Here is a 24,634-nt window from a genome sequence, read left to right on the forward strand (position 1 = left end):
TAATAAAAAAGCCCCGACAAAATTGTCAGGGCTTTCAAAATATAATATCTCTATTTTTTAGAAATCAAAAGTGTAAAATTTGTCCCAGAAAAGTTGAGTCTCTGGAGCATCTCCACCAATTGCGCTAGAAGCAGCCTCGTAGTTAGCACCATTTAGTGTTTGTTCAACAACTGGATAGGTGTAACGTGTAGGGAAACCAGAAACAGCATCAGTTGGTTGTGCTAAGATTGGATAGTCCAAACGACGTATTGATAAGTAGCTTGCAAAGGTTCTGTTATAAAGTCCTAAATAAGCTTGAACACCAATTACTTGTTTCCATGCTGGAGAGGAAATACTACTTGCCAAAGCAGATGTATAATCAACTTGAGGCATAGCTAAATAATCTGCTACGTTAGGAGCATTCCAATAATCGAAAGAAGCTGTAATGGCAGCGTTATAATGCGTTTCGGCATCACCACCTACTGAATATCCTCTTGCGGCAGCTTCAGCTAATAAGAATCTAACTTCTACATATGAAAGCAAAACACCTGGAGCGGAAGGATCCACCAAACGGTCAGCAACATGTGAAAAATCAGGATAAGAAGATATTTCTCCTATTTGGCCACCAATATATTCACCATCAACATCGGTAAAATAAGAGGCTCTCCTTGGATCCTCTAAATCATTCATAATGTCAATTATCGTAACCGCAGCAACATAATCGTTACGACCACTAAGAACTAAATTATCGTTCATTGGGTTATTGTTCGGAGCGGCACCAGAATATTGGTAACTACCATTATCGGCATTACTAGTAAATACGCCACTAGAAAAAGCAGATTGTACAGTAGATTGGGATAAACCTGCATCCACATCGGCAAGTGTGATACCCATTCTCAATTTTAACGAATTAGCAAATTTCTTCCAATGTGCAACATCTCCACCATAAATAAGATCTGTTGAACTGTCAAAGCTACCTACTGATGTATTCATGTTGCCAATAGCAGCATTTAAACGAGAAAGTAAATCTTTATAAACAGTTAAACCATCATCATAGGCTGGCAATAAGTTGTCAATATCCAATGCTTCAGAGTAAGGAATATCCCCATAAGTTTCAACCAAATTACTATAAGCATAAACTGACAGCACTTCTATAATTGCTAATTTGTTAGGCTTTAGGTTATTGGTAAGATCATTGTCTGTATCCTCAATAACTCTTGCTGCTTCTTTAAGATCTTTTAGAACATCTCTATACATCTCTCTCCAGTGGTTATCAGGAATTGCACGGGTAATTTGATCATACTGACTTTCATCAGTATAAGTAGTTTCCTGCAATTGCTGGGTCCATAAACGTAAGTTATTAAGGTTTACGTTCGGAGTAACAATTTGATCCGCAAGTTGCTTTTGTGCAGAAGCGAACAAACTCTCACCGCTAACCGCAGTAGGGTCTTTTATATTTTGGTTCAGGTCCTCAAGGTTATCTGAACACGACACGGCAAATACGGCCGCTGTTAAAATTAAAATCAGTTTCTTCATTTTTCTATGTATTAAAATTGTGCTTTAATGTTAAACCCGTAATCTTGGGTAGTTGGCAATGAACCTGTAACATATCCTTGTAAGTTACCAGAACTTAAACCTGCTTCTGGGTCTGCATAAGGCAAGTTTTTGTCAATAATCCACAAGTTAGATCCAGTAACACTAAACGACAAACCTGTCATAAAAGTATTATCAAGGAATCTTGAAGGCATATTATAGGTAAGTGATACTTGGCGCAGTTTTATATAGCTTGCATCATATACAAACTCCGCAGCGGGAAGTGCAGCGTAACCAAATCCACTAAAGTTATTGGCATCTCTTCTAGTGGTATTTACAGAACCATCAGGGTTAACACCTGGGTTAATATATCCACCACCTTCATCTAAAGGATTTCTTACTGGATTACCAAGATCGTTAGTATAAACAGTATTAGCATAGATACCAGTTGCCTGTCCATAATATTGATCAAGAGAGAAAAGGCTACCCCCTTCTTGAATATCTATCAAAAAGCTGAAAGAAAGATCTTTATACGTTAATGTATTTGAAATCCCCATTAACCAATCAGGGTTAGTATCTCCAAGGATATTGTTAGATGTTGGAGTTTTAAGGTAACTTCCTGTTTCAGGGTTCACCACTCTTTGACCATTTAGGTAAACATAGTCTTGTCCGTAGATTACACCATAAGGTTCACCTTTTACAGCGTTAATAGTAACACCTCCTTGGAAGCTTCCTAACTGCAAAGTCTCGATACCTTCTGGCAATTCTATAACCTCATTTTTGTTTTGAGACCAGTTAACATTCAAGCCCCAGCTAAAGTTATCATTTTTAACAGGCATAGCATTTAAGGAAACCTCAATACCTTTGTTTTCAATTTCACCGGCATTCAATAATTTCCCAGTATAACCTGTAGCAGCTGAAATTGGAACTGTTACAATTTGGTCTATAGAGTTAGATTTGTAATAAGCAACATCAAAACCTAAACGGTTGTTTGCAAAACGCATTTCAAGACCCGCTTCGTAACTTTTAGTAGTTTCAGGTTTCAAATTTGGATTATTTGAAACATTTGGAATAGAAGTTCCTATGTCGTTATTAATAACATAGGTATCAACCAATCTGTCAAACGGAGCTCCGTTACCTACCTCAGCATAGTTTAAACGTAATTTACCAAATGATATGGCATTCACATTCAGTAATTTGCTGAATACAAAACTGGTTGAAACCGATGGGTAATAAAAGGAGCTTTCATCTTTTGGAAGGGTAGAGAAATGGTCTCTTCTAATAGTACCATCCAAGAAAACAACATTGCCAAAGCCAAAAGATGCACTTGCGTATACACCATCAACTCCAATTTTTTCAGCCTGTTCAACTGGATTTGGAAGCGGTGAAGCACTATTTTGTAAAGAGTATAGCCCAGGAACTACTAATCCGCCAGCTGTAGAAGATGTTATTGAATTAAATTCATTTCTACGAATATTTGTCCCTAAGATACCTGCAAAGCTGATACTTTCAGAAAAATCTGCATCAAAATTAAACATCAAATCATAGTTTGTTTCTGAAGCAGTAATATCTCTTCTTAAATAACCTGAATCCACATTTCCACGGGCTACACCAAAAGGAGTCGCAACAGATCCAACTGCTCTTCGCTCTTCTTGGTTTTCGTTATAGGTATCAGTAGAAACTCTACCTGTTACATTAACCCATTCAGCCAATTCATAGTTTAACTCAAAGTTACCGATAAAACGGTTTCTTCCGTCATTCTGATAGTTTTCGTAACGTGTCCAATAAGGGTTATCCCAATAGATAGGAGCTGAACCGGGTTCAGAAGTTGCTGGGTTCCAGCTCACGTTTCTATGAGTTGCAAAATAAATATCTCTTTGTTCTTTAATATCTGTACTTACTGCCCACCATTGCTTAAAGTTACCTACAACGTTGTCATTATAACCTGTAGAGTTACGTCCTAATGCATCAGTCTTAATATAGTTTGCGAAACCGCTAGCGGTTAAATTTTCACTAACATTATATGTTCCGCTAAAGATAAAGTTGTGTCTGTCCAAGGTACTATTAGGCAACAAACCGGATTGATCCAATTTAGTGTAAGACAAACGGTACGAACCATTCTCAAGGCCATTTGATATAGAAATGGAGTTTGTTAGGGTAATGGGAGTTTCAAAGAAGGTAATAGGACCGTTCTCTGCCGCAACGTAAGGTTTTCTTTGTAAATAGCTTGGTGAAGATGGATCAAAAGAATCCCATTGATAGATGAATAGATTCGGGTCAAATGCAGGCCCGTATGAAGCATCATCTACATAGTTTTCCACTTGATCATCAATACCATCACCATTGATATCTTCAAATGTGAAGTAATCACCGTAACCTGGTCCATATTGGTTCTGATATTCAGCAAAAGTACTCTTATCAATAAAACCAACCTGAGCATTAGAGTTGATTGTTACTCCCAGCCCCTTAGCTTTTTTACCTTTTTTGGTAGTAATGATTATTACCCCGTTTGCGGCACGTGAACCATAAAGTGCAGAAGCAGCAGCTCCTTTTAGCACGTTAATTGACTCGATATCATCTGGATTAATATCTGCAGCGGCATTACCATAATCATAGTAGTTACCTCTAGCCTGAGTTTGCGCAGCGTCATTTGTGTTTCTGTTACTGATAGGAACACCATCAACAACAAACAATGCTTGGTTATCACCAGTTAAAGAGGTATTACCCCTTATAACCACATTGGTAGAACCCCCAAGGTTATTGTTTCTTCTAATGCTAAGACCTGAAACTCTACCAGAAAGCGCATTGGTAAAGTTGTTAGTTGCTGTCGTGGAGATTTCCTCTCCGCCTACTTGCTGCGTGGAATAACCTAGTGATTGTTTTTCACGAGATACCCCAAGTGCAGTTACCACCACCTCGTCCAGAACTGAACCAGCCTGCATTGTAACGTCAATTTTATTTGAGGCCCCAACAGTAATCTCTTGGGTCTCAAAACCTACATAACTATAAACAAGTGTTTGGCCCACTGCAGCGTCAATGGTATAGTTACCATCAAAGTCAGACTGTGTTCCAGTGCTTGTACCTTTAATAATTATGTTAACTCCTGGAAGCGGCAGACCCGTGTCATCGGTCACCATTCCGGAAATTGTTTTTTCCTGTGCAAAAGCGAGCTGCACAATCAACACTAATAATAGTGTCAAAATTCCACTAAACTTTGTTTTCATTTTTTTGTTTGTTTGAATTAGCACCTCAAAAGTGCCAATAAAATCTTACAATTCCAACTTTTATAGGTAGTAGATTATGAAAATTTTATCAAAAAGTTAATTTAAAAAATCTCTTTCGGTTTAAAACTTTAAACAAAACTCTATAAAACCTTGATTTTCTAAGGCATTGAGAGGGACGCCCAAATTTGTTAGTAATAAATAAGTCGCGAAGAATATTTAAAAAAATTTCAAACACTTTATGAACAATTGCCCCAACAATACAAATAATGGCGTTTTAAGGCGTTTGTGAACTTTTTGACCAACGGGAGCTTTTGGTATTATTCAACGGCATAGTAGGTTAAAAAAAATCACTTGAATTAACATAAAATATGTTAATGAATATAGTTAGCGATTGAGGACTTATTTTGAAGTTGATTCGCCTTTAAAATGCTGGGAATTATTTTTAAATAAAACATTGAAGGTAGTCAAGCTTCCATAGCAACGCGTAATATATTGCTGCAAATCTATCTTATCTTGTTCGGCCAATTCTTTACTGGAATTGATTTTTTGCTCCATCACCCGCAGCCTATCGCGTAACATTACTATTTTATGAAAAAAAGTATCGATAGGAATTTCTTTTGAAGCTAAATTTGAATCAGCGGGCTTTAGGATTATAACTCCGCCTTTCCATTTGTCGGCCATTGGGACAACCTCACTAAAACCGCTCCATTTTTTTAAAATATCGCGAAGGCTTTTTTCAACTTCGTAAAAACTTACAGTGTCCACCTCATCTTCTGCCGCATCTATTATTTCAAAATCATCATCAGTAGCAATTGTTTCAAGACCGTTTTCGATAAAGGTTACCCAATACAATTTTGCCGTAACGTTAGTTACAACTCCTTTTCCGTATTCGGGATGGTTAATTCGGGAACCTATTCCTAAAATTTGTTTCATTATAATTCTAATTTAGCCAGTAAAAATAATTAAAATGATCTTATGCATTAGCCTACAAAATGTACTTCACAAAAAAAACCATCCAAATTATAAATCTGGATGGTTCCTCGGGTCCAAATGTGACCGGTCAAAAACTACTTCTTCTTAGAAGCAGTTGGCGAAGCCTTTTTGTTATCCTGCTTTTTGGCTTGTGGGCCTTTTGCAGGTTGCGGCTTTTTGTTTTGCTGTTGTTGTGGCATAGCAATTACTTTTTTTGGATTAATAATATAAAGGTAAAAGAAGCCACTGTTAAATTATTCTTTTCTTAGCTAAACTTTAACAGCCCGTTTAAGCTAAGTAATTACGGCACTCTTCGGCACATTTTCTACAGGCCTCTGCACAATCTTGGCAATGTTTGGCTTCGTGTTGAGAACATTCATCTGCGCAGGTGTCACATATCTTTGCACAATATCTTACTAAATCATCTACGTCTTTAAAACCGGTTGCCAGTAATTGGTTAAGCGTACTGCAAACTTCTGCACAAACCCTATCGGTTCGGATGCAATTTACCATCATTTTTACATTTTCTTCGTCTAAACAGGCATCTGCACAATAATTACAGTGATTGATACAATTGCCCAAGGCGTGAATAAGTTTTTCGTTTTTCATAATTTAAATTTTTATAAAATCAATTTACTAAATTCACTCAATCTTAGCTATTAAGAAAATTATAAAATCATGATAAAATTATTCACCGTCCTGCTTATGATCATCAATTACCTGTTGGTCGCGATATCTGCAGCAAGGATCTATTTGTTCATAAACTTCATCTTTTGCTTTTATATCTTGGGTATCGTGACCACTGTCGGCAATACTTTGCTGGATTTTGGTCAAATCAGTCTTTCCCTCATTATAAATCAAATTCAACTGATGGGTTTGAACATCCCAAGTAGCGGACTTCACTCCTTTTGCTTGAATGGAGGCTTTTTCAATTCGCTCCTTGCACATTCCACAAACACCATCCACTTCAATGGTGGCTTTGGCATTTTTGTTTTGGGAAAAACCGGAAACTCCGACTACTAACATTCCTAAAATTAAAATTACATTTTTCATACATTACATTTTAATAGTTGATTTTCATTTTTTAATTAAGTCTAAATCTTAAACCCGCATAGTACGAACTGCCAAAAATGGGCCCGTACACATAGGTTGTGTCAAAAGTTGTTCCAAAAGGATTATCGCTTCCCACAATGGGGTTTGATTGTGTAACATTCGTGATATTTTCACCACCCACATAAATTTCAAAATTAGCAGAAAAAACTTTAGTAATCTGTGCATTCACCGTGGAAACCGATGGCGAAAATTCTGAAAGCCCAATGGTATTCAAATAGGTTTCGGTTGAAGCAAAGCGCTGCTCACCTAAATAGTTGAAGGTAGCATCAAACTTCCAATTTCCTCCTTTTGCAGTTTGATTTGTTTCGTAGGAAGCATTTGCAAAAAACCGATGGTTCGGCGTTAACGGCGTTTGTTTCTTTCCGCTTAAATAAGTGGTCTCAACATCATAATATTTGTACGCCAAGCGCATATCAAAATGCTCAAAAGGATTATAGTTGAATTCTGCCTGAAAATTATTTGAAAAACTTTCTCCTTCTAAATTATAAAAATTCACTTCGGAAGGGTTTTCCATATCCACCACAATTTGGTTTACAAAATCTGTTCTATAAAAATCAAAAGTAACATCCGCTTTTCTGTTGAAAAGATTAAAACCTTGCATATACGAAACTCCGTAGTTCCAAGCAATTTCTGGGTCCAGCCCATAAATTTCCCCACCGTTGCCCAAAATATTCAAGCTGCGCGAAGTGGCAAAAATCTGTTGGTTTTCGGTGAAAATATTCGCACTTCGTTTTCCCCTTCCCGCAGAAATTCTAAATGCAGATTTATCCCACGGCGAGTATCGCAAATGGAATCGTGGCGTCAAGAAAGTCCCCAATCTATTGTGAACATCCGCCCGAATTCCGGCACTAAAATTAAGATCTCCCAAATTGTCAAAATTATATTCAAAAAAGGCTCCAACTGAATTTTCAACCCGATTGAAATTTTCGGTCAAAACCAATTCGTCATACCCATCATAAGTCGCGCTCAAACCAGTTTTTATCTTGTGGCGCGAATCGCTTATTATAGAGTTATAAAGCAAATTAGCATACAAGCTATTGTGCTGAATGTTATAATTGTTAAGCCCAAAATAAGATTCTTGGTCGTGATGGCTGTATGCAAGCTGCAAGCCGCCTGTACGCCAAGGAATTTCCGGGTTTACAAAACCGAATTTTCCAGAAACGTCAAACCGCTGGGTTTTTATTTCACTTCCCCAAGCGTTGGTTGTTCCGCGATCATTATCGGGATTAAAAAATGTTTGGCCAGTCTGTTTTTCATCATTCAAATACCTAAAATTGATAAACCCAACATAGCCGTTTTCTGTGTCTGTATATTGCCAGCGGTTCATTACATTCACTTGTTGCATCAATGGCGCATCGAGAAAAGAATCATCATTTTTATCAAATTCCGTTTCGCGCATATTTCCGTGAATATATAAACCTGTACTCCAACGCTCACTTAGCTTGGTGTTTAAATGAGTATTTAACTCGAAACGGCCATTGCCCGCTCCATAAGCGTTCACAAAAAGTTTATCGTCCATCATGGGTTTTTGAAGTTCGGCATTTATTTGTCCGGCAATACTTTCATAACCATTAACTACACTTCCAGCACCTTTGGTAATTTGAATGCTTTCCACCCACGTTCCAGGAATAAAACTCAGTCCATAAGCCTGCGAAGCCCCTCGAATGCTCGGCACGTTTTCGGTAGTAATCAAAATATACGGACTGGTAAGCCCAAGCATTTTAATTTGGCGCGTTCCCGAAATGGCATCGGCAAAATTCACGTCTATGGAAGGATTGGTTTCAAAACTTTCCGCCAAATTACAGCAAGCAGCCTTCAAAAGCTCGGCGCTGCTTACGTTCAATACATTCGTGGCTTGAATGAAAGACCGCGAAGTAGCTTTCTGCCGGGCGGTAACGGTAACCTCATCCAGATTGGCGGTGGAAGTAAGTGAATGTGTTATCTTTTTAGGCGCATTAACTGAAAGGGTATCGGTTTTATAACCCACAAAACTGATGACCAATTTTTTGTATTCTGGTTTATAATTTAATTCAAAATTACCATCAAAATCGGTAACGGTTCCCACTTGGGTATTCAGCCAATAAACATTTGCCCCACTAAGCGGAATTTCTTTGTTATCGATATTTTCAGTAATGGTTCCCGTTATTTTTTCTTGTGAAAAAACGCAGAATGGAAGTATAAAAAATAAGTATAATAGATTTTTCATTTTTTTAAATTTTTGCACCACGCAACCGCAAGGCGTTGGTTATAACTGAAACTGAGCTGAAACTCATAGCCAGCGCAGCAATCATTGGTGATAATAATATTCCAAAAACTGGATAGAGCACTCCGGCGGCAATCGGGACGCCGAGTGTATTGTAAATTAAAGCGAAAAAGAGGTTTTGCTGAATGTTTTGCATCACTTTTTCACTTAAATGAAACGCTTTTACTATGCCGTGCAGATCGCCTTTTACCAAGGTAATTCCAGCACTTTCAATGGCAACATCGGTTCCGGTTCCCATTGCAATGCCTACATCACTTTTTGCCAAAGCAGGCGCATCGTTTATACCATCGCCGGCCATTGCAACTTTTTTTCCTTCGGCGTGCAATTTTTCAACTACCTCCAGTTTGTCCTGCGGAAGCATTTCAGCTTTAAAATCGGCGAGATTTAATTCAGCGGCTACGGCTTTTGCGGTGTCGTGGTTATCGCCCGTCAGCATAATAACTTCAATTCCTTTTTGCTGAAGTTCATTTATTGCTTTTTTGCTGGTTTCCTTTATTTTATCGGCAATCACAACGTAGCCCCCTACTTTTCCATCAACGGAAAGCATCGGCACCGTTTTGCCTTTTTTCTGTTCTTCGGAAATTTCTTTTTGAAGTGCTTCGGAAATATCCGCGCCCGCTTCCTGCATCATCTTTTCGTTCCCCAGTGCAACTTTTTTTCCATTGATATTTCCCGTAACCCCTTTTCCGGTAACGGAATTGAAATCGGTAGTTTTTAACCCCGAAGCTTCGGGGTCGGAATTTTTCTCCATTCCATATCTTACGGTGGCATCAGCTAAAGGATGTTCGCTGTTTTGATTGAGCGAAACGATATATTGCAGCACTTCCTCTTCCGAAAAATCTTCCGAACAACCTACTTTTTCAACAGACGGTTTTCCTTCGGTAATCGTTCCGGTTTTGTCAATAATCAAAGCATCAATTTTATTTAGCGTTTCCAGCGCTTCGGCGTTTTTGATCAACACACCGTTTTGGGCGCCCTTTCCTACTCCAACCATTACAGACATTGGCGTGGCAAGCCCAAGCGCGCACGGACAGGCGATTATCAAAACCGCAATTGCGTTTACCAAGGCATAAACGTATCTGGGTTCGGGCCCGAAAATTGCCCAAACAATAAAAGTTATAACCGAAATTAAAACCACAATCGGCACAAACCAGCCCGAAATTTTATCGGCCAGTTTTTGGATGGGCGCACGGCTTCGGCTGGCTTTGTTTACCATTTCGATTATTTGCGAAAGCAGGGTGTCGCTGCCCACTTTTTCGGCTTTCATCACGAAGGTTTGTTTTCCGTTAATGGTGCCCGAACTTACTTTGTCGCCCTCAGCTTTTGAAACGGGCACGGGTTCGCCAGTAATCATAGACTCGTCAATGGAACTTTCGCCTTCGAGAATGCTGCCGTCCACGGGGATTTTCTCGCCCGGTTTTACACGGAGTTTGTCGCCAACCTTAATTTTGTCGATGGCGATGGTTTCCTCCTTTCCGTCGACAATTCTAATGGCTTTGTTTGGCGCCAATTTCAGCAATTCCTTTACTGCGGAATTGGTGCGGTTGTGTGCGCGTGCTTCCAAAACCTGTCCCATTAAAACCAAGGTGAGAATTACCGTTGCCGCTTCAAAATATACATGCACCGTCCCCATTTCGGTTTTGAATTGGTCTGGAAAAAAATCTGGAAACAACATCCCGAAAACACTGAAAAGCCAAGCCACGCCAGCACCTATACCGATGAGGGTGAACATATTGAGATTCCAAGTTTTGATGGAGCGATAGGCACGTTCAAAAAACATCCAAGTGGCATAAAAAACCACGGAAATTGAAAGACCGAATTGAACCCAATTCCATGTGCCCATTGGCATCCAATCATACAATGGATTGTTGGGAATCATTTCGGACATCGCGATTATGAATATGGGAAGCGTAAAGGCTACGGCAATCCAAAACTTTTTCAGCAACTTTTTATAGGATTTGTTTTCGGCAGATTCGTCGGCTTCCTTTGGCACCAAATCCATTCCGCAGATTGGGCAAGAACCCGGTTCGTCGCGAATTACTTCCGGATGCATTGGGCAGGTATATTCCGTTGCCGAACTTGTTGAAGTTTTTGCCTCTTCCACTAAATCCATTCCGCAGACTGGACAATCGCCGGGCTTGTCGTAGGTTTTATCGCCTTCGCAATGCATTGGGCAATAAAAGGTGCCTGAACTGCTTTGCTTGGCTCGTTTCTCTTCCTTTTTCTCTTTGTGCTTTTGCGCGGCTTCGGCGTCGTCGGGAAGGGAAATACTGTACCTTCCACCGTCGTCTTCCAAAGCTTTTTCAAAAATTTTCAATGGAATATGTTTTTCCATTTCAATAACAGCTTCGGCTTTTTCGAGGTTTACTGATGCGTTGGTAACGCCTTCAACCTCACTCAATGTCTGCTCTACGTGGCCTCGGCAGCCGTTGCAGGTCATTCCATATATGTGATAAGTATGTTTCATTTTAATGTGTACTAAATTTTAATTTCATTTCTGTTGAAAGTCCTTCAGCATTTAGTCCATATGCATCTACTAAAAGACCTTTTACGCCTTTTGCTTACAAATCGTTTATAGCTTCTGAAAGGGTATCGTAGTTTTTCATTTATTGTGAATTTAGAGAATAAAAAACTTAACAATTAATCCGCCAGCAAGCCAGACATAACAACTCAATGCAGCGTATTTAAGAATGTTTTCCAAAAGTTGACTTTTTGGTGCCATTTCTTTCATTTGTTTTACATCCTTCCTCTTAAAAAATCCGAGGTAGATTAAAAACCCTGAAACCAGTAAAAAGGCTATGTTTAAAAAAAATGTATAATCAATTTTAAAATATTCACTATCCTGAATTTTTACTTGTGAAGGATCTGGCAAAATACCCAACAAATCAAATGAGTAATGCAAAATCAAGGACGCGCCAATAAGTGACATAAACAATAAGAACAGTATGAATAAGGACATTTTCCAACCGTAATATTTTGCATTGATACGAAGGATTGGAAACACCACTAAATCGCTAAAAATAAAAGCCATAACTCCTGCAAAACTCACGCCCTTGCCAAATAAAAGTGCTGCCAAAGGAATATTTCCCATGGAGCCAATGAAGGTCAAAAATGCAGCAACAGGGCCAACGATTATGTGCTCTAGGATTTCAAAAAATGTAAAGTCGGTATTTCCATTACCACTATTGATAAACAGGGTTTGGAAAAAAGAATCTGGCACAAAAGCCGCAACAATTCCAGCAATGGTAAAGCCTACTGTTACATCTTTCCATACCATTTTCCATTCCATCCCATACTGCTTGGAAACTTTTGCCCAACCTTTTTCAGATTGCATTTTCTTTTTCCATGATTTGGATTCGTCGCCTTCGTCATCGTCCTTCTCCTTTAGGTTTTTTCGGGCGTTTTTGATAAGCTTTTTTGGATTAATTAGCCGTATTAGCAGCCACGAAATAAGTATCAATAAAACACCCCCCACATATTCACCAACCACAAACTGCCATCCCAGGAAAATTGAAATGATAATTCCAAGCTCAATAACCAAATTGGTAGATGCCAACAAAAAGGCTATGGAAGAAACAAAGCTCGCTCCTTTTTTAAAAAGGGATTTGGTAGATGCCAAGGCCGCAAAACTGCACGAACTGCTGATAAAACCAAAAAATGTTCCCAGTAAAACACCTTTACCTTCGGTATCTCCCATTGTTTTTTGCATCCGTTTTTCGGTCACAAAAACCTGAATCATACTACTAATGACATAACCAAGGGCAAATGCCCACAGCGCCATCCAAAAAAATCCAGCGGTAGTGTAAGCCGCTTCTGACCATTGTTTTAGAAAGTTGTTCATAGGTTATCGAATTAAATAATTAATAATTGACTGTTGCAAATAGTATTGCTGCACAGCTTCTATACGGTTAACTTGAAACTTCAATTGCAGCTCTTGGATGTCCAGTACATCATTGAAATCAATAGTTCCAGTTTCGTAATTTTTGATTAATATTTCTTCTGCATCTTTCGCCTGTTCGAGATTCTTCTGTTGTGTATTAAATTTTATCCGTGCCTGGTTTCGTTCTGATATAGCTCGGGCCAAATTAGATTCCAACACATTCAACCGTTCATTCTTTTCGGACTGAATTTCCTGTTGGCGCAATTCATTCTGTTTTGAAACGGACTTGTATCGATTATTGAAAATAGGAATTGAAATTGAAACCATTGGCATCAAAATATCTTTACCATTGTCTATCATATTCATATCCGTTCGTTCGGAAACGGGGATGTAATCCAATCCTAAACCAAACATCGGTTGGCCTTCTCTTTTATTAAGTGTTTCAGATTGCGCTACCGATTCGTAGAGCTTATCATATTTCAACAATTCTGGATTTAGCGAAAGTGCATCAAATGAAAACTGAATATCTTCCATTGGCATCTCCAAAGTTTCAATAACCGTTATATCTCTTTGATAATCGCGATTCAACAAACTGTTCAGAGCTGCTTGAATCCCCCTTGACTGTTGTGTAAGAACTTCCTTTTCCTGTTGCAGTTCATTTTGCCTAATCTGTAACCTCAATACGTCCACAGCAGATGCCTTACCTACTTCTACAGACGTGAGAGCAAGCTTTTCGTATGTTTGCAGCAACTCAATGTTTTCGTCAAGTACAAGCTGTTTTGCCTTAATCTCATAAAGTTGATAGTACAGTTTCGAAACCGAAAGGGCAAGTTTTCGCTTTGCGATAGTGACTTCCACATAATCGGCATCAGCCATTGAAGACGCATAGTTTTCCCTTGCCGTAATGGTACCAAACCAAGGCAACATTTGTTTTACCGAAAAACGGGCACGTTGCGCTCCCACCCGTGTTTCAGGTTCGCTCACAAAATAGCCTGCGCTTACTTTGGTATTTGGCAACCAGTTTGCTTCGTTAACCTTTTCAGAAGCTATATCATATCGCAATTGAAACTTTTCGATTTCGGGACTACTTATAAATGCTTCTTTGATGAGCAAGTCCAATTGTTGCGCATTTCCCTTGAGAATAAAAAGAAAAGAACAAAGAACAAGGGCTTTAACCCTAAAGATATGGTGGTATTTTAAAGTCATGATATTGATGTGTTAAGACTATTTTCATGATACATATTTCGTTTTTTTGCGGAAATTTCTTGTTTCCAACTAAACAAAACAGGAACAACAAATAATGTGATTAAGGCTATGAGCATCCCACCAAAACTAGGTATCGCCATCGGAATCATGATATCGCTTCCTCGACCGGTGGATGTTAGAACTGGCAATAGTGCCAAAATAGTGGTTGCAGTGGTCATTAAGCAAGGGCGAATACGTTTTTCTCCAGCTTCAACTACGGAGGCTCTTATTTCCTGCTTTGTTTCAGGTGTATTTTTGTCAAAAGTTTGTGTCAGATAGGTTGCCATTACTACGCCATCATCTGTAGCAATACCAAACAAAGCAATAAAACCGACCCAAACGGCAACGCTCAAATTAATGGTGTGCATTTGGAACAAGTCTCGTAAATTTTCTCCAAAAAAATTGAAGTTTAAAAACCAACCTTGTCCATACAGCCAAATCATTACAAAACCACCTGCAAATGCTACTGCAATTCCTGTAAAAACCATTAAGGATGTGGCTACCGACCTAAATTGGAAATACAAAATTAAGAAGATAATGACTAATGCTAAAGGCACTACTACCGATAAGGTTTTTTCTGCTCTTAATTGATTTTCATAGGTTCCTGTGAAGGCATAATTAATGCCTTTTGGCACTATTAATTCACCAGAATCTATCTTTTCTTGAATAAGAGCTTGGGCATTTTCAACAACATTTACTTCTGCAAATCCATCCAGTTTATCGAACAGCACATAGCCCACTAAAAAAGTATCTTCACTTTTAATTACCTGTGGACCCTGTTCGTAACGAATGGTTGCCAATTCGCCCAATGGAATGGGGCTACCATTCTCAACAGGCACATATATCTGCTTTAAATCGTTTGGATTTTCTCGTAATTCTCTTGGATAGCGAACACGAACCCCATAACGTTCACGACCTTCAACGGTTTGGGTCAATGACATTCCACCTACGGCTACTTTGAGAACATTTTGCACTTCTTCAATTGTTACGCCATACCGTGCCAGTTTCTCCCTATCGATATCAATTAATAGATAAGGTTTTCCTACTATTCTATCTGCAAAAACTGCTTCGGTTTTAACACCTTCGGCTTGTTTCAAGATATTTTCCAATTGAATTCCAAAAGCTTCAATCTGTTTTAAATCTTGCCCCTTTACTTTAATTCCCATTGGTGCTCGCATTCCTGTTTGAAGCATTACCAATCTGGTTTCAATGGGTTGCAATTTAGGTGCGGATGTAACCCCTGGCAGTTTGGTTACTTTTACGATTTCTTTCCAGATATCATCGGGGGATTTTATTTCAGGTCGCCAGTTTCTGAAAAATTCGCCATCATCATCAGGAATTAGATTACTGGAAGATTCATCAACGGTTATCAAAACTTTTTTGCCCTCTTTTCGGGTATTTTCAATTTTTTCAGAACCAAGTGGATAATTTGGGTTTTCAACCAAACTACCATCTTTTCGTATAAAAAAACCATCATCGTTCACTTTATAGCGTTGTCGATTTCCTTTCTTATTCAATATGTATTCTGATTTATACTGAATGACATTTTCGTACATCGACAAAGGTGCTGGGTCTAAAGCAGATTCTGTCCTACCTGATTTCCCCACAACCGTTTTGATTTCTGGAATACTGGCCACGGCCATATCTAATTGTTGTAAAACCCGTTTGTTTTCTTCCACTCCTGCGTGTGGCATAGAAGTTGGCATCAATAGGAAAGAACCTTCGTTTAATGACGGCATAAATTCCTTTCCAGTATTTTTCATAATGAAAAAACCAGCAATGACAATTAAGGTTGGAATGGATAGGAACAGTATTTTATTGGCTAAAGCCCATCTTAAAATACGTGTATAGTATTGTCTGAATAAGGTAAAGATACCTAATAGTCCAAAGCAGATTAGTCCAACAAAAATAAGATTCCAAAAGATGCTTCTATCTACGCCTAAAGGTCTCCAGTATTCGGCTAACATGGATACTATAGCAAAGGCGGAAATGTATATATTGAAAAGATTCGCACGTTTTTCGGTTACTCTACCTTGTAGTTTTAATAGCCTAATAACACCGAACGCAATTAGGATCAACCCTAACCAATAACCAAAAAATATTGCTACGATACCGAGAACTATTAAAACGCTGTTAATTAGATATCCCGATGTCTTTTTTATGCTTTTCTTTCTGAATAAGAATGCTGCAAATGGTGGAATTAAAAATAATGCCACAATTATGGATGCCGTTAATGCAAATGTTTTTGTAAATGCCAATGGTCTAAACAATTTACCTTCTGCACCAATCATTGTAAATACAGGAAGGAAACTAATAATGGTGGTCATTACTGCCGTTACGATTGCCCCAGAAACCTCAGCAGTAGCGTTATAAACAACTTTATTTATGGTTAATGTTCCGTCGTCTTCATCAAGATGTCTGATAATATTTTCTGAAAGTATAACCCCCACATCCACCATTGTACCAATCGCGATAGCGATACCTGACAACGCCACAATATTAGCGTCCACGCCAAAGAGTTTCATTGCTATAAATACCATTAAAACTGCGACTGGTAGAAGTCCAGAAATGAGTACCGAAGCTCGAAGGTTGAATACCATAATAATGATGACCAAAATGGTAATGAGTATTTCCAAGGTCAATGCTTCGTTAAGTGTTCCTAAAGTTTCTTGAATGAGTTCCGTCCTGTCATAAAAAGGAACAATGGTTACTTGGGAGGTTCTTCCATCACTCAATACTTTCGATGGCAATCCTGCACTTAATTCATTTATTTCCTTCTTGACATTGTTGATTACCTCCATTGGGTTTGCACCATATCGTGCAACTACAACCGCTCCCACAACTTCTGCACCTTCTTTGTCCAAAATTCCTCTACGGGTTGCTGGGCCTATAGACACTTTGCCAATATCCTTGATTTTGATTGACGTATAATTTTCAGAAGTGACTACGGCATTTTCTATATCTTCAATAGACTTAACATAGCCCAAACCACGTACCAAATATTCAGCTTTATTTATTTCTAATGCCTGTGCACCAATATCTTTATTGCTCTCCTTTACCGCTTTTACAACTTGGTTCAACGCAATATTGTATTGACGCATCAATTCGGGATTTACATCAATTTGATATTCCTGAACATAGCCACCAATAGAGGCTACTTCTGAAACACCACTTGCAGATGACAAAGCGTATTTTACATAGTAATCCTGAATGCTCCGTAATTCGTGCAAATCCCATCCCCCGGTAACGTTGCCTTTTTCATCACGACCTTCCAAGGTGTACCAAAATATTTGCCCCAATCCAGTAGCATCAGGACCCAAAGCTGGATTTACACCTTCGGGAAGCAATCCATTTGGCAATGAGTTTAGTTTTTCGAGAATACGACTACGGCTCCAATAAAATTCGATATCCTCTTCAAAAATGATATAAATGCTCGAAAACCCAAACATAGAAGAACTACGAATTGTTTTAACACCTGGAATTCCGAGAAGGGAGGTGGTTAGTGGATAAGTGATTTGGTCTTCTATATCTTGTGGGGAACGACCATCCCATTTGGTAAAGACGATCTGCTGATTTTCGCCAATATCTGGTATGGCATCAACAGCTACAGGGTTACTTGGCAAAAAACCTGTGTCCCAATTGAAGGGGGCATTTACTACTCCCCAAGTTATAAAAAGAACCAACAGGAGAACGGCAACCAATTTGTTTTCAATCAAAAATTTAATACTTCTGTTCAGCATGGCTCCTTATTTAATGGTATCTATTACACTTCCGCAGTTCAGCATAGCATCACCATAATAGGGATTGTGGATTTCTGGAGAATGACTCAGCCAAACCGCACCCCGGTTGCTATTTGCCATTGGGCATTCAGCCACGTAAATGGCTTTTGGCAACATTTTTATATTATTTGTAATGGCCACCATATTTTCTGAAAGAATGATAAAATGGTCCCGCTGATTTTCAATGTCCGCGCTCTCCGTTATGGCCACGAGCATATCCTTTATCTTGAAAAGGTGCCCTTTCTCCATTTTGTGCAAGCCTTCGGTTTTGATACTTTTTAGTTGATGGAGCATTGCTTCTGCTTTCGGTTTTACCACCTTAAAATTAGAAGTTACAAAGGCCTCCTTTAAGGTGATATAGGAGTCAATAACGGGTAAAAAATCTTTTTGAAAATTTTCCGGTAGCTCCATTTTCATTTGTACGGTTTTCAGTGTGCCACTGGCTTTTTTCTTCTCCAATGGGCCTTGGTGGTTCATCATTGAGGTTTTACCCTGCAATTGGGCGGCAGCATCCACGGTAAAAGTTCCGTTGGTAACAACCTCCTCTCCAGGACGCAAACCGCTGATAATCTCATAGCTGTCGTTCATTGTGGCACCCAAAGAAACCTCACGCATTTCAAAAATCGGTTCTTCGGGGTTGGATTTCACATAGACTACCGAGCGTTTTCCAGTCCAAAGCACTGCTGTTTTAGGGATTGATATTTTGTTATTATTGCTTGGGGCAGCATCGGTAATTATACCCTCAACGAACATCCCGGGTTTTAGTATTCCGTTTTCATTATTTAGTTCCGCGCGAACATTTACGGTTCTTGTGGTTGTGGTCAATGTAGGTTCTATAAATGAAATTTTTGCATGGAATTCTTTATTGGGATATGCATTGGTAGTCACTTTAATCTCCTGCCCAACTTGTAGGCTGGAGAGTTGATTTTCGTATGCATCGAACATCGCCCAAACGCTGTTGAGGTCAGCTATTTTGAGAAGAGGCTGTCCCTGTTTCACATAATCTCCCTCGTTGACCAATTTTTCGGAAACCGTTCCAGAAACAGTGGCGTAAACGGGAAAATTTTCGCGTACTTTACCTGAAGCCTCAATGGCGTTTATCTGCTTTTCCGAAAGTTTCCATAATTTCAGTTTGTTGCGCACCGCTTGATAAAGATTGGGTTGCGACTCTTTTAATGAAGCAGCAGTAATAAGTTCCTGTTGTGCCGCAACCAGTTCGGGTGCATAGATAGTGGCCAACAATTGTCCACGTTTTACTTTTTCGCCTGTAAAATTGACGTCTAACTTTTCAATCCGACCTGAAAAATAAGAAGCTTGAATAACATTGCCTTCCTGGTTTTCCTGAATTTTGCCCGAAAGCTTCAGTGTTCCATCGGCACCTTCACTTCCTCCCACGACGGTAGTCTGGATATTGGCTAGGGCCATAGCATTTTTAGAAAGTTTTATTTGGTGCAGTCCCAGTCCATCGCCATCAGATGTGGCAGGGATAAGTTCCATACCACAGATGGGACAGTCGCCTGGTTCGGGCTGGAGGATCTGTGGGTGCATGGAGCAGGTCCACATTTGGGTTTCACTTTCGTGGTTCCTGTCCTTTTCGGAAATGTTTTTAGTGTTTGAAGAACCTTCCAAGGAAGTTCCAAAGAACACATAGCCCAGAACAAGTCCTAATGCTAAAATGGCGATGTAAATAATGTATTTTTTCATATTATTTTATTTTCCTACAAGGTATCATTGCGATTCCCACGGCTATTGGGAGAAACTATCTTATTGTAGGTATTATTTTTATTTTTTCGCTTCCAGACGCTTTATATATCCTTTCATTTCTTCAATTTCTCTTTCTTGTGCTTTAATGATTTCTTCTGCCAACAGTTTAACCTCTGGGTCTTCAATGTCTGCTCTTTTACTGGTCAAAATTGCAATTGAGTGATGTGGAATCATGGCTTTCATCCATAAAATATCGCCAATGGGTTGTTGTTGGCGAACTAATAAAGTAGCACTTATAAAAAGTAAAATACTGCCAATAACTATAGCTCTGTTTTTTTTCTTATTCTTATAGATTTTCAGCATAAATAGCAGCATTATTATAGCCATTGCTGAAATACCGATACAGGCCATATAAAACCTAGTTAGGCTAAAATAAACGTGGTCTATTTCATAAGTGTTCAAATACATTGTGATATACATTGCGACAAAGGATGTTGCAAGCATCAATATGAATTTTGTATAATTTGATTTTTTCATAATGGTATTTTTTGTTTTCTGCTTTATATTTTAAACTCTCTTTTATTAATGGGGCTTTTATTGCACAGCGCATTGGACGGATACTCATTAAAGACGAAATAAATGCAGCCTTATAATAAATCTGGGGATTAAACCCCTCGTCTTAAATTGGTTTTGAATCCTTTATTTTTATATATTGATATTTTCATAGATTTCGGTTCACAAAAAATTTAGTTGAAGCCAATAAGAAAGCAATTGTACACACAGAGGCCGTCTTCTTAAAAGCGAAAATGAATCAGATTTGAATTCATCCATCGTCACGCTTGGCGGCGAATAGGTAGTCAAACCATGGTTTTAGAAAGTTTTGCATTAGCGAAAGTTTGATTAATATGATGATTTGCCTCCAAAGTTAAATGGAGGTATGCCATGGGATACCCGCTGGCGCGGGCATTAATCAAATTAGGAAAGACTCGTACAGAATATTTAAATCCTGTTCGAGTGGTGGCGGACTATAATCCGCAAAGAAGATTTTTTCAGCGGAAGTTATTTCTACTTCCTGCAGCACAAATACCGAAACGAAGGTAGCCGCAAAGGTTTTGTTCAATTTCAAATCAAACGAAGCTTTTGCAAAATTGTCGTCGGTTTGTATCTTAGTAATATGATTTTTGCAACAATTATGGGCTTCGGGAGCAACGCTCTCATCACCACAATCAGATGCTGGGGCATCTTTCTCCATTCCGCAGAAAAGATGTTTTTCGCCCAAAGTAACCTCAGCCATCATTTCCATCCCGCTGCAAAAGTGCTGCGCATAGGCTATCCCTGAACTGCTTGCGAGCATCAGTATGGATAAGAATATGGAAATGGTTTTTTTCATGCTTTCGCAAAAATACAAAAAAAAAGCCTCCCATTGAAATGGAAGGCTTTGTAAAATTATTTTACCTCGGAATCTACTCTTCCGCATTTCAGCATTTTATCGCCAAAATATGGATTTAAAATATCTTTGCTGCTGCTTATCCAATAGGCTCCTTTATTGTTGAAAGCCATCGGGCAATATTGCTTGTAAAGTGTTCCGGATTTTAAGCTTCCCTGTAGCATCTTTTCAATGCTGCTGCTCAAGGTTTCGAAGTTTTGGCGCTGAACACTGATATCTTCGGAAGTTGCCATTGCTGCAACTGCCGTTTGAGTAGCCTCATCTGCATTTACATCTTTAAGAAGCGCCTCAAGTTTTGATGATTCGGTGGCTGTTTTACCGGCATCGGTATTAATTAATGCTGCTTCAACCTGTAAATATTGATCAAAAATAGCCTCCATCTTGGGGTCGTTGAATTCTACTTCGGCTTCTGGAAGTTCGTAGGCTTTGGCTGTGGCTTCAGTATTGTCAACCGTTACAACTTCTGGCTCGTTTTCCTTTGTGTTGTCTTTACAGGAAATAACTGTAAACGACATAAAAGCGAAGAAAATCAGGATTACATTTTTCATAGGATAAATAGAATTTTTAGAGATGCAAAGGTATTAAAAAATCAGCTCGATTTGTATTTCTGAAAGTAAAAAGCGGGAAGCAAAATAAGTAATAACAAAGGCTGAATTAGAAATCTTCTAACATAAAACAGCACAAAATGCCCGCTAGATTCTTCCGAAGTGAAAATAATAAAACTGAAAGCCATAAAAAGTATTGCAAAAAGTATACTGTAAAGTATGAGGGAAAGCTTAATGATTTCCCTGTCCTTAAAGACCAGCCAAAGAATGGCCAAGGAAATAATGGTGTTCAACAAAAATCGTAATGCAATACCCGTTTGTAGCGCAAAGGTGTCCATTTTTGGCAACGGCATTGATTTGTAATCCATTTCAAAAAAAAGAAGCAATGGGTCGTAAAACAGGGAGTTTTCAAAAGTGCGAATCAAGACCAGCAAACCTGCGAGAATTATAAAGCCAAATATTTTTAGAGTCCTTTTCATTTAGCTGAATTTGGTTTCAGCATCCGCACCCAAATCATCCAGAGTATAAATACCAGACTATAAATTATACCAGGAAATACTACGGAATGGAGCACATTTTCATATTGTGGATATTTGTAAAGCGCAACTACCAAAATTGCAATACGCAGTAAGTTTACTATATAAATTAATACTGCTCCCGCAAGAATAAACAATACCGTTTTTTTAAAATTTTCAGCAAAGGCAATAACAAAAGCTACAAATAAAATAATCACACTGATTGAATTACAGCCCTCCACGATACTTACAGTATAACTGTTATCAATGGTCAACAACATTGATTTTTCCATTAAATCAGGTGTCAAACCTGAGGTAAAACCGACACTTTCCAGAATGGTCGCACTTTGCAAGGCAACGAGATTAGTTACAAAATCAGGAAAATAATTTCCATCCCCCGATATGGTTAAATAAAACGAATATCCTACGCTCAACAAAAGATATGTGCCCATAAAAAGCAACACAAAGCGAATTACGGTTTTGTATTTCTCAAAAAGTTTATTCAACTAAAGTGGGTTTAAAATTTGGCCTTCATGCAGTAAAAATTATATTTTCCTGCTTTTATATTTAACAAAAATACAGGATTTGTTTTTGGTGTTTGTAACCGTTTTGAAATACTTTTGCCAAAGCAATCAACATATACAAACCTAATGCCTTTTACACACTTAAAACCAAAAGTAACTACAATTCTTGCAAACGATAACGAAAGTGCCGAACAACGTTTAAAAGAAGTTTGCGAACTGCTTCAATCTTCCATAGGGTATTACGATTGGGTTGGTTTCTATTTTGCAAATGAAGCAGAAAAAACGCTACACCTAAAAGCTTTTGCGGGCGAACCAACGGACCATACGGTTATACCCTTCGGAAAAGGAATTTGCGGACAAGTGGCAGTGAGCAATAAAAACTTTGTGGTGCCTGATGTAAAAGCTCAGGACAATTACATTGCGTGCAGCATCACTGTAAAATCCGAGATTGTAATTCCGCTTTTTAAGGATGGAAAAAACATTGGGCAGATCGATATCGATTCGCACGTAGAAGACCCTTTTTCACCAGAAGACGAGCGCTTTTTGGAATGGGTCAATGAAGAAGTTGCGAAAATTCTTTAACTACATTCCCGTTCTGATTGCTTCAACAGGATCTAATTTTGAAGCTGAAATAGCAGGCAGAATTCCCGAAATTAAACCGATTGCGGCAGAAATTGCCGTTCCAACGAACATATTCCAAGGCGAGAGAATAAATTCAAAATCGCCCGTAAAACTAGAAGCGATTATTGAAACGATAAAAACCAAAAACAGCCCGATCAATCCGCCGATTACAGAAAGAATAACAGCTTCAAACAAAAATTGAAATAGTATAAATTTATTCTTTGCACCCAAAGATTTTTGAATACCGATTAAATTAGTTCTTTCCTTCACACTCACAAACATAATATTGGCAATCCCAAAACCGCCCACAAGCAGTGAAAATCCACTGATTATCAAACCAATTATATTCATACTTGTCGTAATTTCATCTATAAAATCAGTAAAACCCTGCAATTGATTTATAAAAAAGTTACTTATTTCATCTGGTTTTAATCCTCTTTTGGTTCGAAGTTGTTGGGTGAGCATTGCTTTAAATTCGGCAATATCCACATCTTTTTCGGGTTTTATTACAATCTGCGGAAAGGTGTTTTTATTATTATCACCATAAATTCTTCGCACAACATTCACTGGCATCCAAATGGAAGTATCCTTAGAATTCCCGAAAAGACCCGCGCCCTCTTTTTCCAACACGCCAATAACGTTAAATTTTCTACCATACACGCGCACTTCCTTGCCTATGGCAGATGCCGCATCGCCAAAAAGCTGATTGGCAATTTCCTCGCCCAAAACAATGACCATAGAACCACTGTTTGACTCTGAACCATTAAAAAATCGTCCTTCGGAAAGCTGCAGCGATTCTATGTAGTAATAACTATCTGTTACCGCGCCAATAGGTACATTATCTACTTGCCTATCTTCGTATTTTACGCTTTCATTTGGCACATTTAACGTAAAAGTTGCGGCTTCAATATTCGGTGTATTTCTTTCCAGATATTGATATTCATCAAAAGTAACATCGGGAAATTGTTGCCACTTCCAACGCGGAATATCCGTTGGTCCAAAGTTGAAACGCATAATAATTATGGTACTATTGTCTAGCCCGCTGATGCTGCCCTCAATTTCACGTTTTAAAGAATCAACCGCCGCCAATACCGCGATAATGGAAAAAATACCGATTGTAACGCCCACCAACGAAAGAAAAGTCCGTAATTTATTGTTTCGAAGCGCATTGAGCGCAAAATTGAAACTTTCCTTTAAAACGCGAAGGTATATTAGCATTTATAACTTTAGATTAATGATTGGGAGTTTTCAACTTCCAACTCTCAAAGGGTTGATAAAATTATGAAAAGT

General features: G+C 38.6%; 18 protein-coding genes. 1 reads left to right on the forward strand and 17 read right to left on the reverse strand.

Annotated elements, in window-relative coordinates:
- Positions 1-57: 57 nt before the first annotated feature.
- From JK629_RS01690 to xrtF, 16 genes are all read right to left on the reverse strand, one after another.
- Complete coding sequence (locus JK629_RS01690) at positions 58-1,515, reverse strand: SusD/RagB family nutrient-binding outer membrane lipoprotein (RefSeq protein ID WP_202336918.1); 1,458 nt, start codon at positions 1,513-1,515, stop codon at positions 58-60.
- An 11-nt stretch (positions 1,516-1,526) separates the two neighbouring features.
- Positions 1,527-4,736: a SusC/RagA family TonB-linked outer membrane protein gene (locus tag JK629_RS01695; protein ID WP_202336919.1), complete on the reverse strand. Its 3,210-nt coding sequence runs from the start codon at positions 4,734-4,736 to the stop codon at positions 1,527-1,529.
- 399 nt (positions 4,737-5,135) lie between these two features.
- Entirely contained in the window at positions 5,136-5,669 is a 534-nt protein-coding gene (locus JK629_RS01700; protein WP_202336920.1) for a hypothetical protein, read from the reverse strand.
- Between the two features lie 327 nt (positions 5,670-5,996).
- Positions 5,997-6,317, reverse strand: coding sequence for a four-helix bundle copper-binding protein (locus JK629_RS01705; RefSeq protein WP_202336921.1), 321 nt, complete (start codon positions 6,315-6,317; stop codon positions 5,997-5,999).
- A gap of 78 nt (positions 6,318-6,395) precedes the next feature.
- Positions 6,396-6,761, reverse strand: a complete 366-nt coding sequence (locus tag JK629_RS01710) for a heavy-metal-associated domain-containing protein (protein WP_202336922.1) — start codon at positions 6,759-6,761, stop codon at positions 6,396-6,398.
- 31 nt (positions 6,762-6,792) lie between these two features.
- Positions 6,793-9,027: a TonB-dependent receptor gene (locus JK629_RS01715; RefSeq protein WP_202336923.1), complete on the reverse strand. Its 2,235-nt coding sequence runs from the start codon at positions 9,025-9,027 to the stop codon at positions 6,793-6,795.
- Between the two features lie 4 nt (positions 9,028-9,031).
- Positions 9,032-11,551, reverse strand: a complete 2,520-nt coding sequence (locus JK629_RS01720) for a heavy metal translocating P-type ATPase (RefSeq protein WP_202336924.1) — start codon at positions 11,549-11,551, stop codon at positions 9,032-9,034.
- Positions 11,552-11,701: 150 nt separating this feature from the next.
- Positions 11,702-12,925: a permease gene (locus JK629_RS01725; protein WP_202336925.1), complete on the reverse strand. Its 1,224-nt coding sequence runs from the start codon at positions 12,923-12,925 to the stop codon at positions 11,702-11,704.
- Positions 12,926-12,928: 3 nt separating this feature from the next.
- Positions 12,929-14,170, reverse strand: a complete 1,242-nt coding sequence (locus JK629_RS01730; RefSeq protein ID WP_202336926.1) for a TolC family protein — start codon at positions 14,168-14,170, stop codon at positions 12,929-12,931.
- Positions 14,167-17,949, reverse strand: coding sequence for an efflux RND transporter permease subunit (locus JK629_RS01735; protein WP_202336927.1), 3,783 nt, complete (start codon positions 17,947-17,949; stop codon positions 14,167-14,169). The genes JK629_RS01730 and JK629_RS01735 overlap by 4 nt, the downstream gene beginning before the upstream one ends.
- A gap of 6 nt (positions 17,950-17,955) precedes the next feature.
- A complete protein-coding gene (locus tag JK629_RS01740; protein ID WP_202336928.1) occupies positions 17,956-19,692 on the reverse strand; it encodes an efflux RND transporter periplasmic adaptor subunit in 1,737 nt (578 codons plus the stop codon).
- 78 nt (positions 19,693-19,770) lie between these two features.
- Entirely contained in the window at positions 19,771-20,229 is a 459-nt protein-coding gene (locus JK629_RS01745; protein WP_202336929.1) for a DUF305 domain-containing protein, read from the reverse strand.
- Positions 20,230-20,662: 433 nt separating this feature from the next.
- Complete coding sequence (locus JK629_RS01750) at positions 20,663-21,082, reverse strand: HYC_CC_PP family protein (protein ID WP_202336930.1); 420 nt, start codon at positions 21,080-21,082, stop codon at positions 20,663-20,665.
- A 56-nt stretch (positions 21,083-21,138) separates the two neighbouring features.
- The gene (locus JK629_RS01755; RefSeq protein ID WP_202336931.1) at positions 21,139-21,687 is read right to left on the reverse strand and encodes a DUF3347 domain-containing protein; all 549 of its coding nucleotides are present in this window, start codon (positions 21,685-21,687) and stop codon (positions 21,139-21,141) included.
- 41 nt (positions 21,688-21,728) lie between these two features.
- On the reverse strand, positions 21,729-22,163 hold the full coding sequence (locus tag JK629_RS01760) for an exosortase F system-associated membrane protein (protein ID WP_202336932.1): 435 nt from the start codon (positions 22,161-22,163) through the stop codon (positions 21,729-21,731).
- Positions 22,160-22,705 (reverse strand): exosortase family protein XrtF, encoded by a 546-nt coding sequence (gene xrtF, locus JK629_RS01765; RefSeq protein WP_202336933.1) that lies wholly within the window; start codon positions 22,703-22,705, stop codon positions 22,160-22,162. Before xrtF ends, JK629_RS01760 begins: the two co-directional genes overlap by 4 nt.
- 144 nt (positions 22,706-22,849) lie before the next feature.
- Between xrtF and JK629_RS01770 the strand changes: the two genes are divergently transcribed.
- Positions 22,850-23,305: a GAF domain-containing protein gene (locus tag JK629_RS01770; RefSeq protein ID WP_202336934.1), complete on the forward strand. Its 456-nt coding sequence runs from the start codon at positions 22,850-22,852 to the stop codon at positions 23,303-23,305.
- On the opposite strand, the gene JK629_RS01775 is transcribed toward JK629_RS01770, so the two are convergent.
- Complete coding sequence (locus tag JK629_RS01775; RefSeq protein WP_202336935.1) at positions 23,306-24,562, reverse strand: ABC transporter permease; 1,257 nt, start codon at positions 24,560-24,562, stop codon at positions 23,306-23,308.
- Positions 24,563-24,634 lie beyond the last annotated feature (72 nt).

This window comes from Aequorivita iocasae (genome assembly GCF_016757735.1).
GTDB lineage: Bacteria > Bacteroidota > Bacteroidia > Flavobacteriales > Flavobacteriaceae > Aequorivita > Aequorivita iocasae.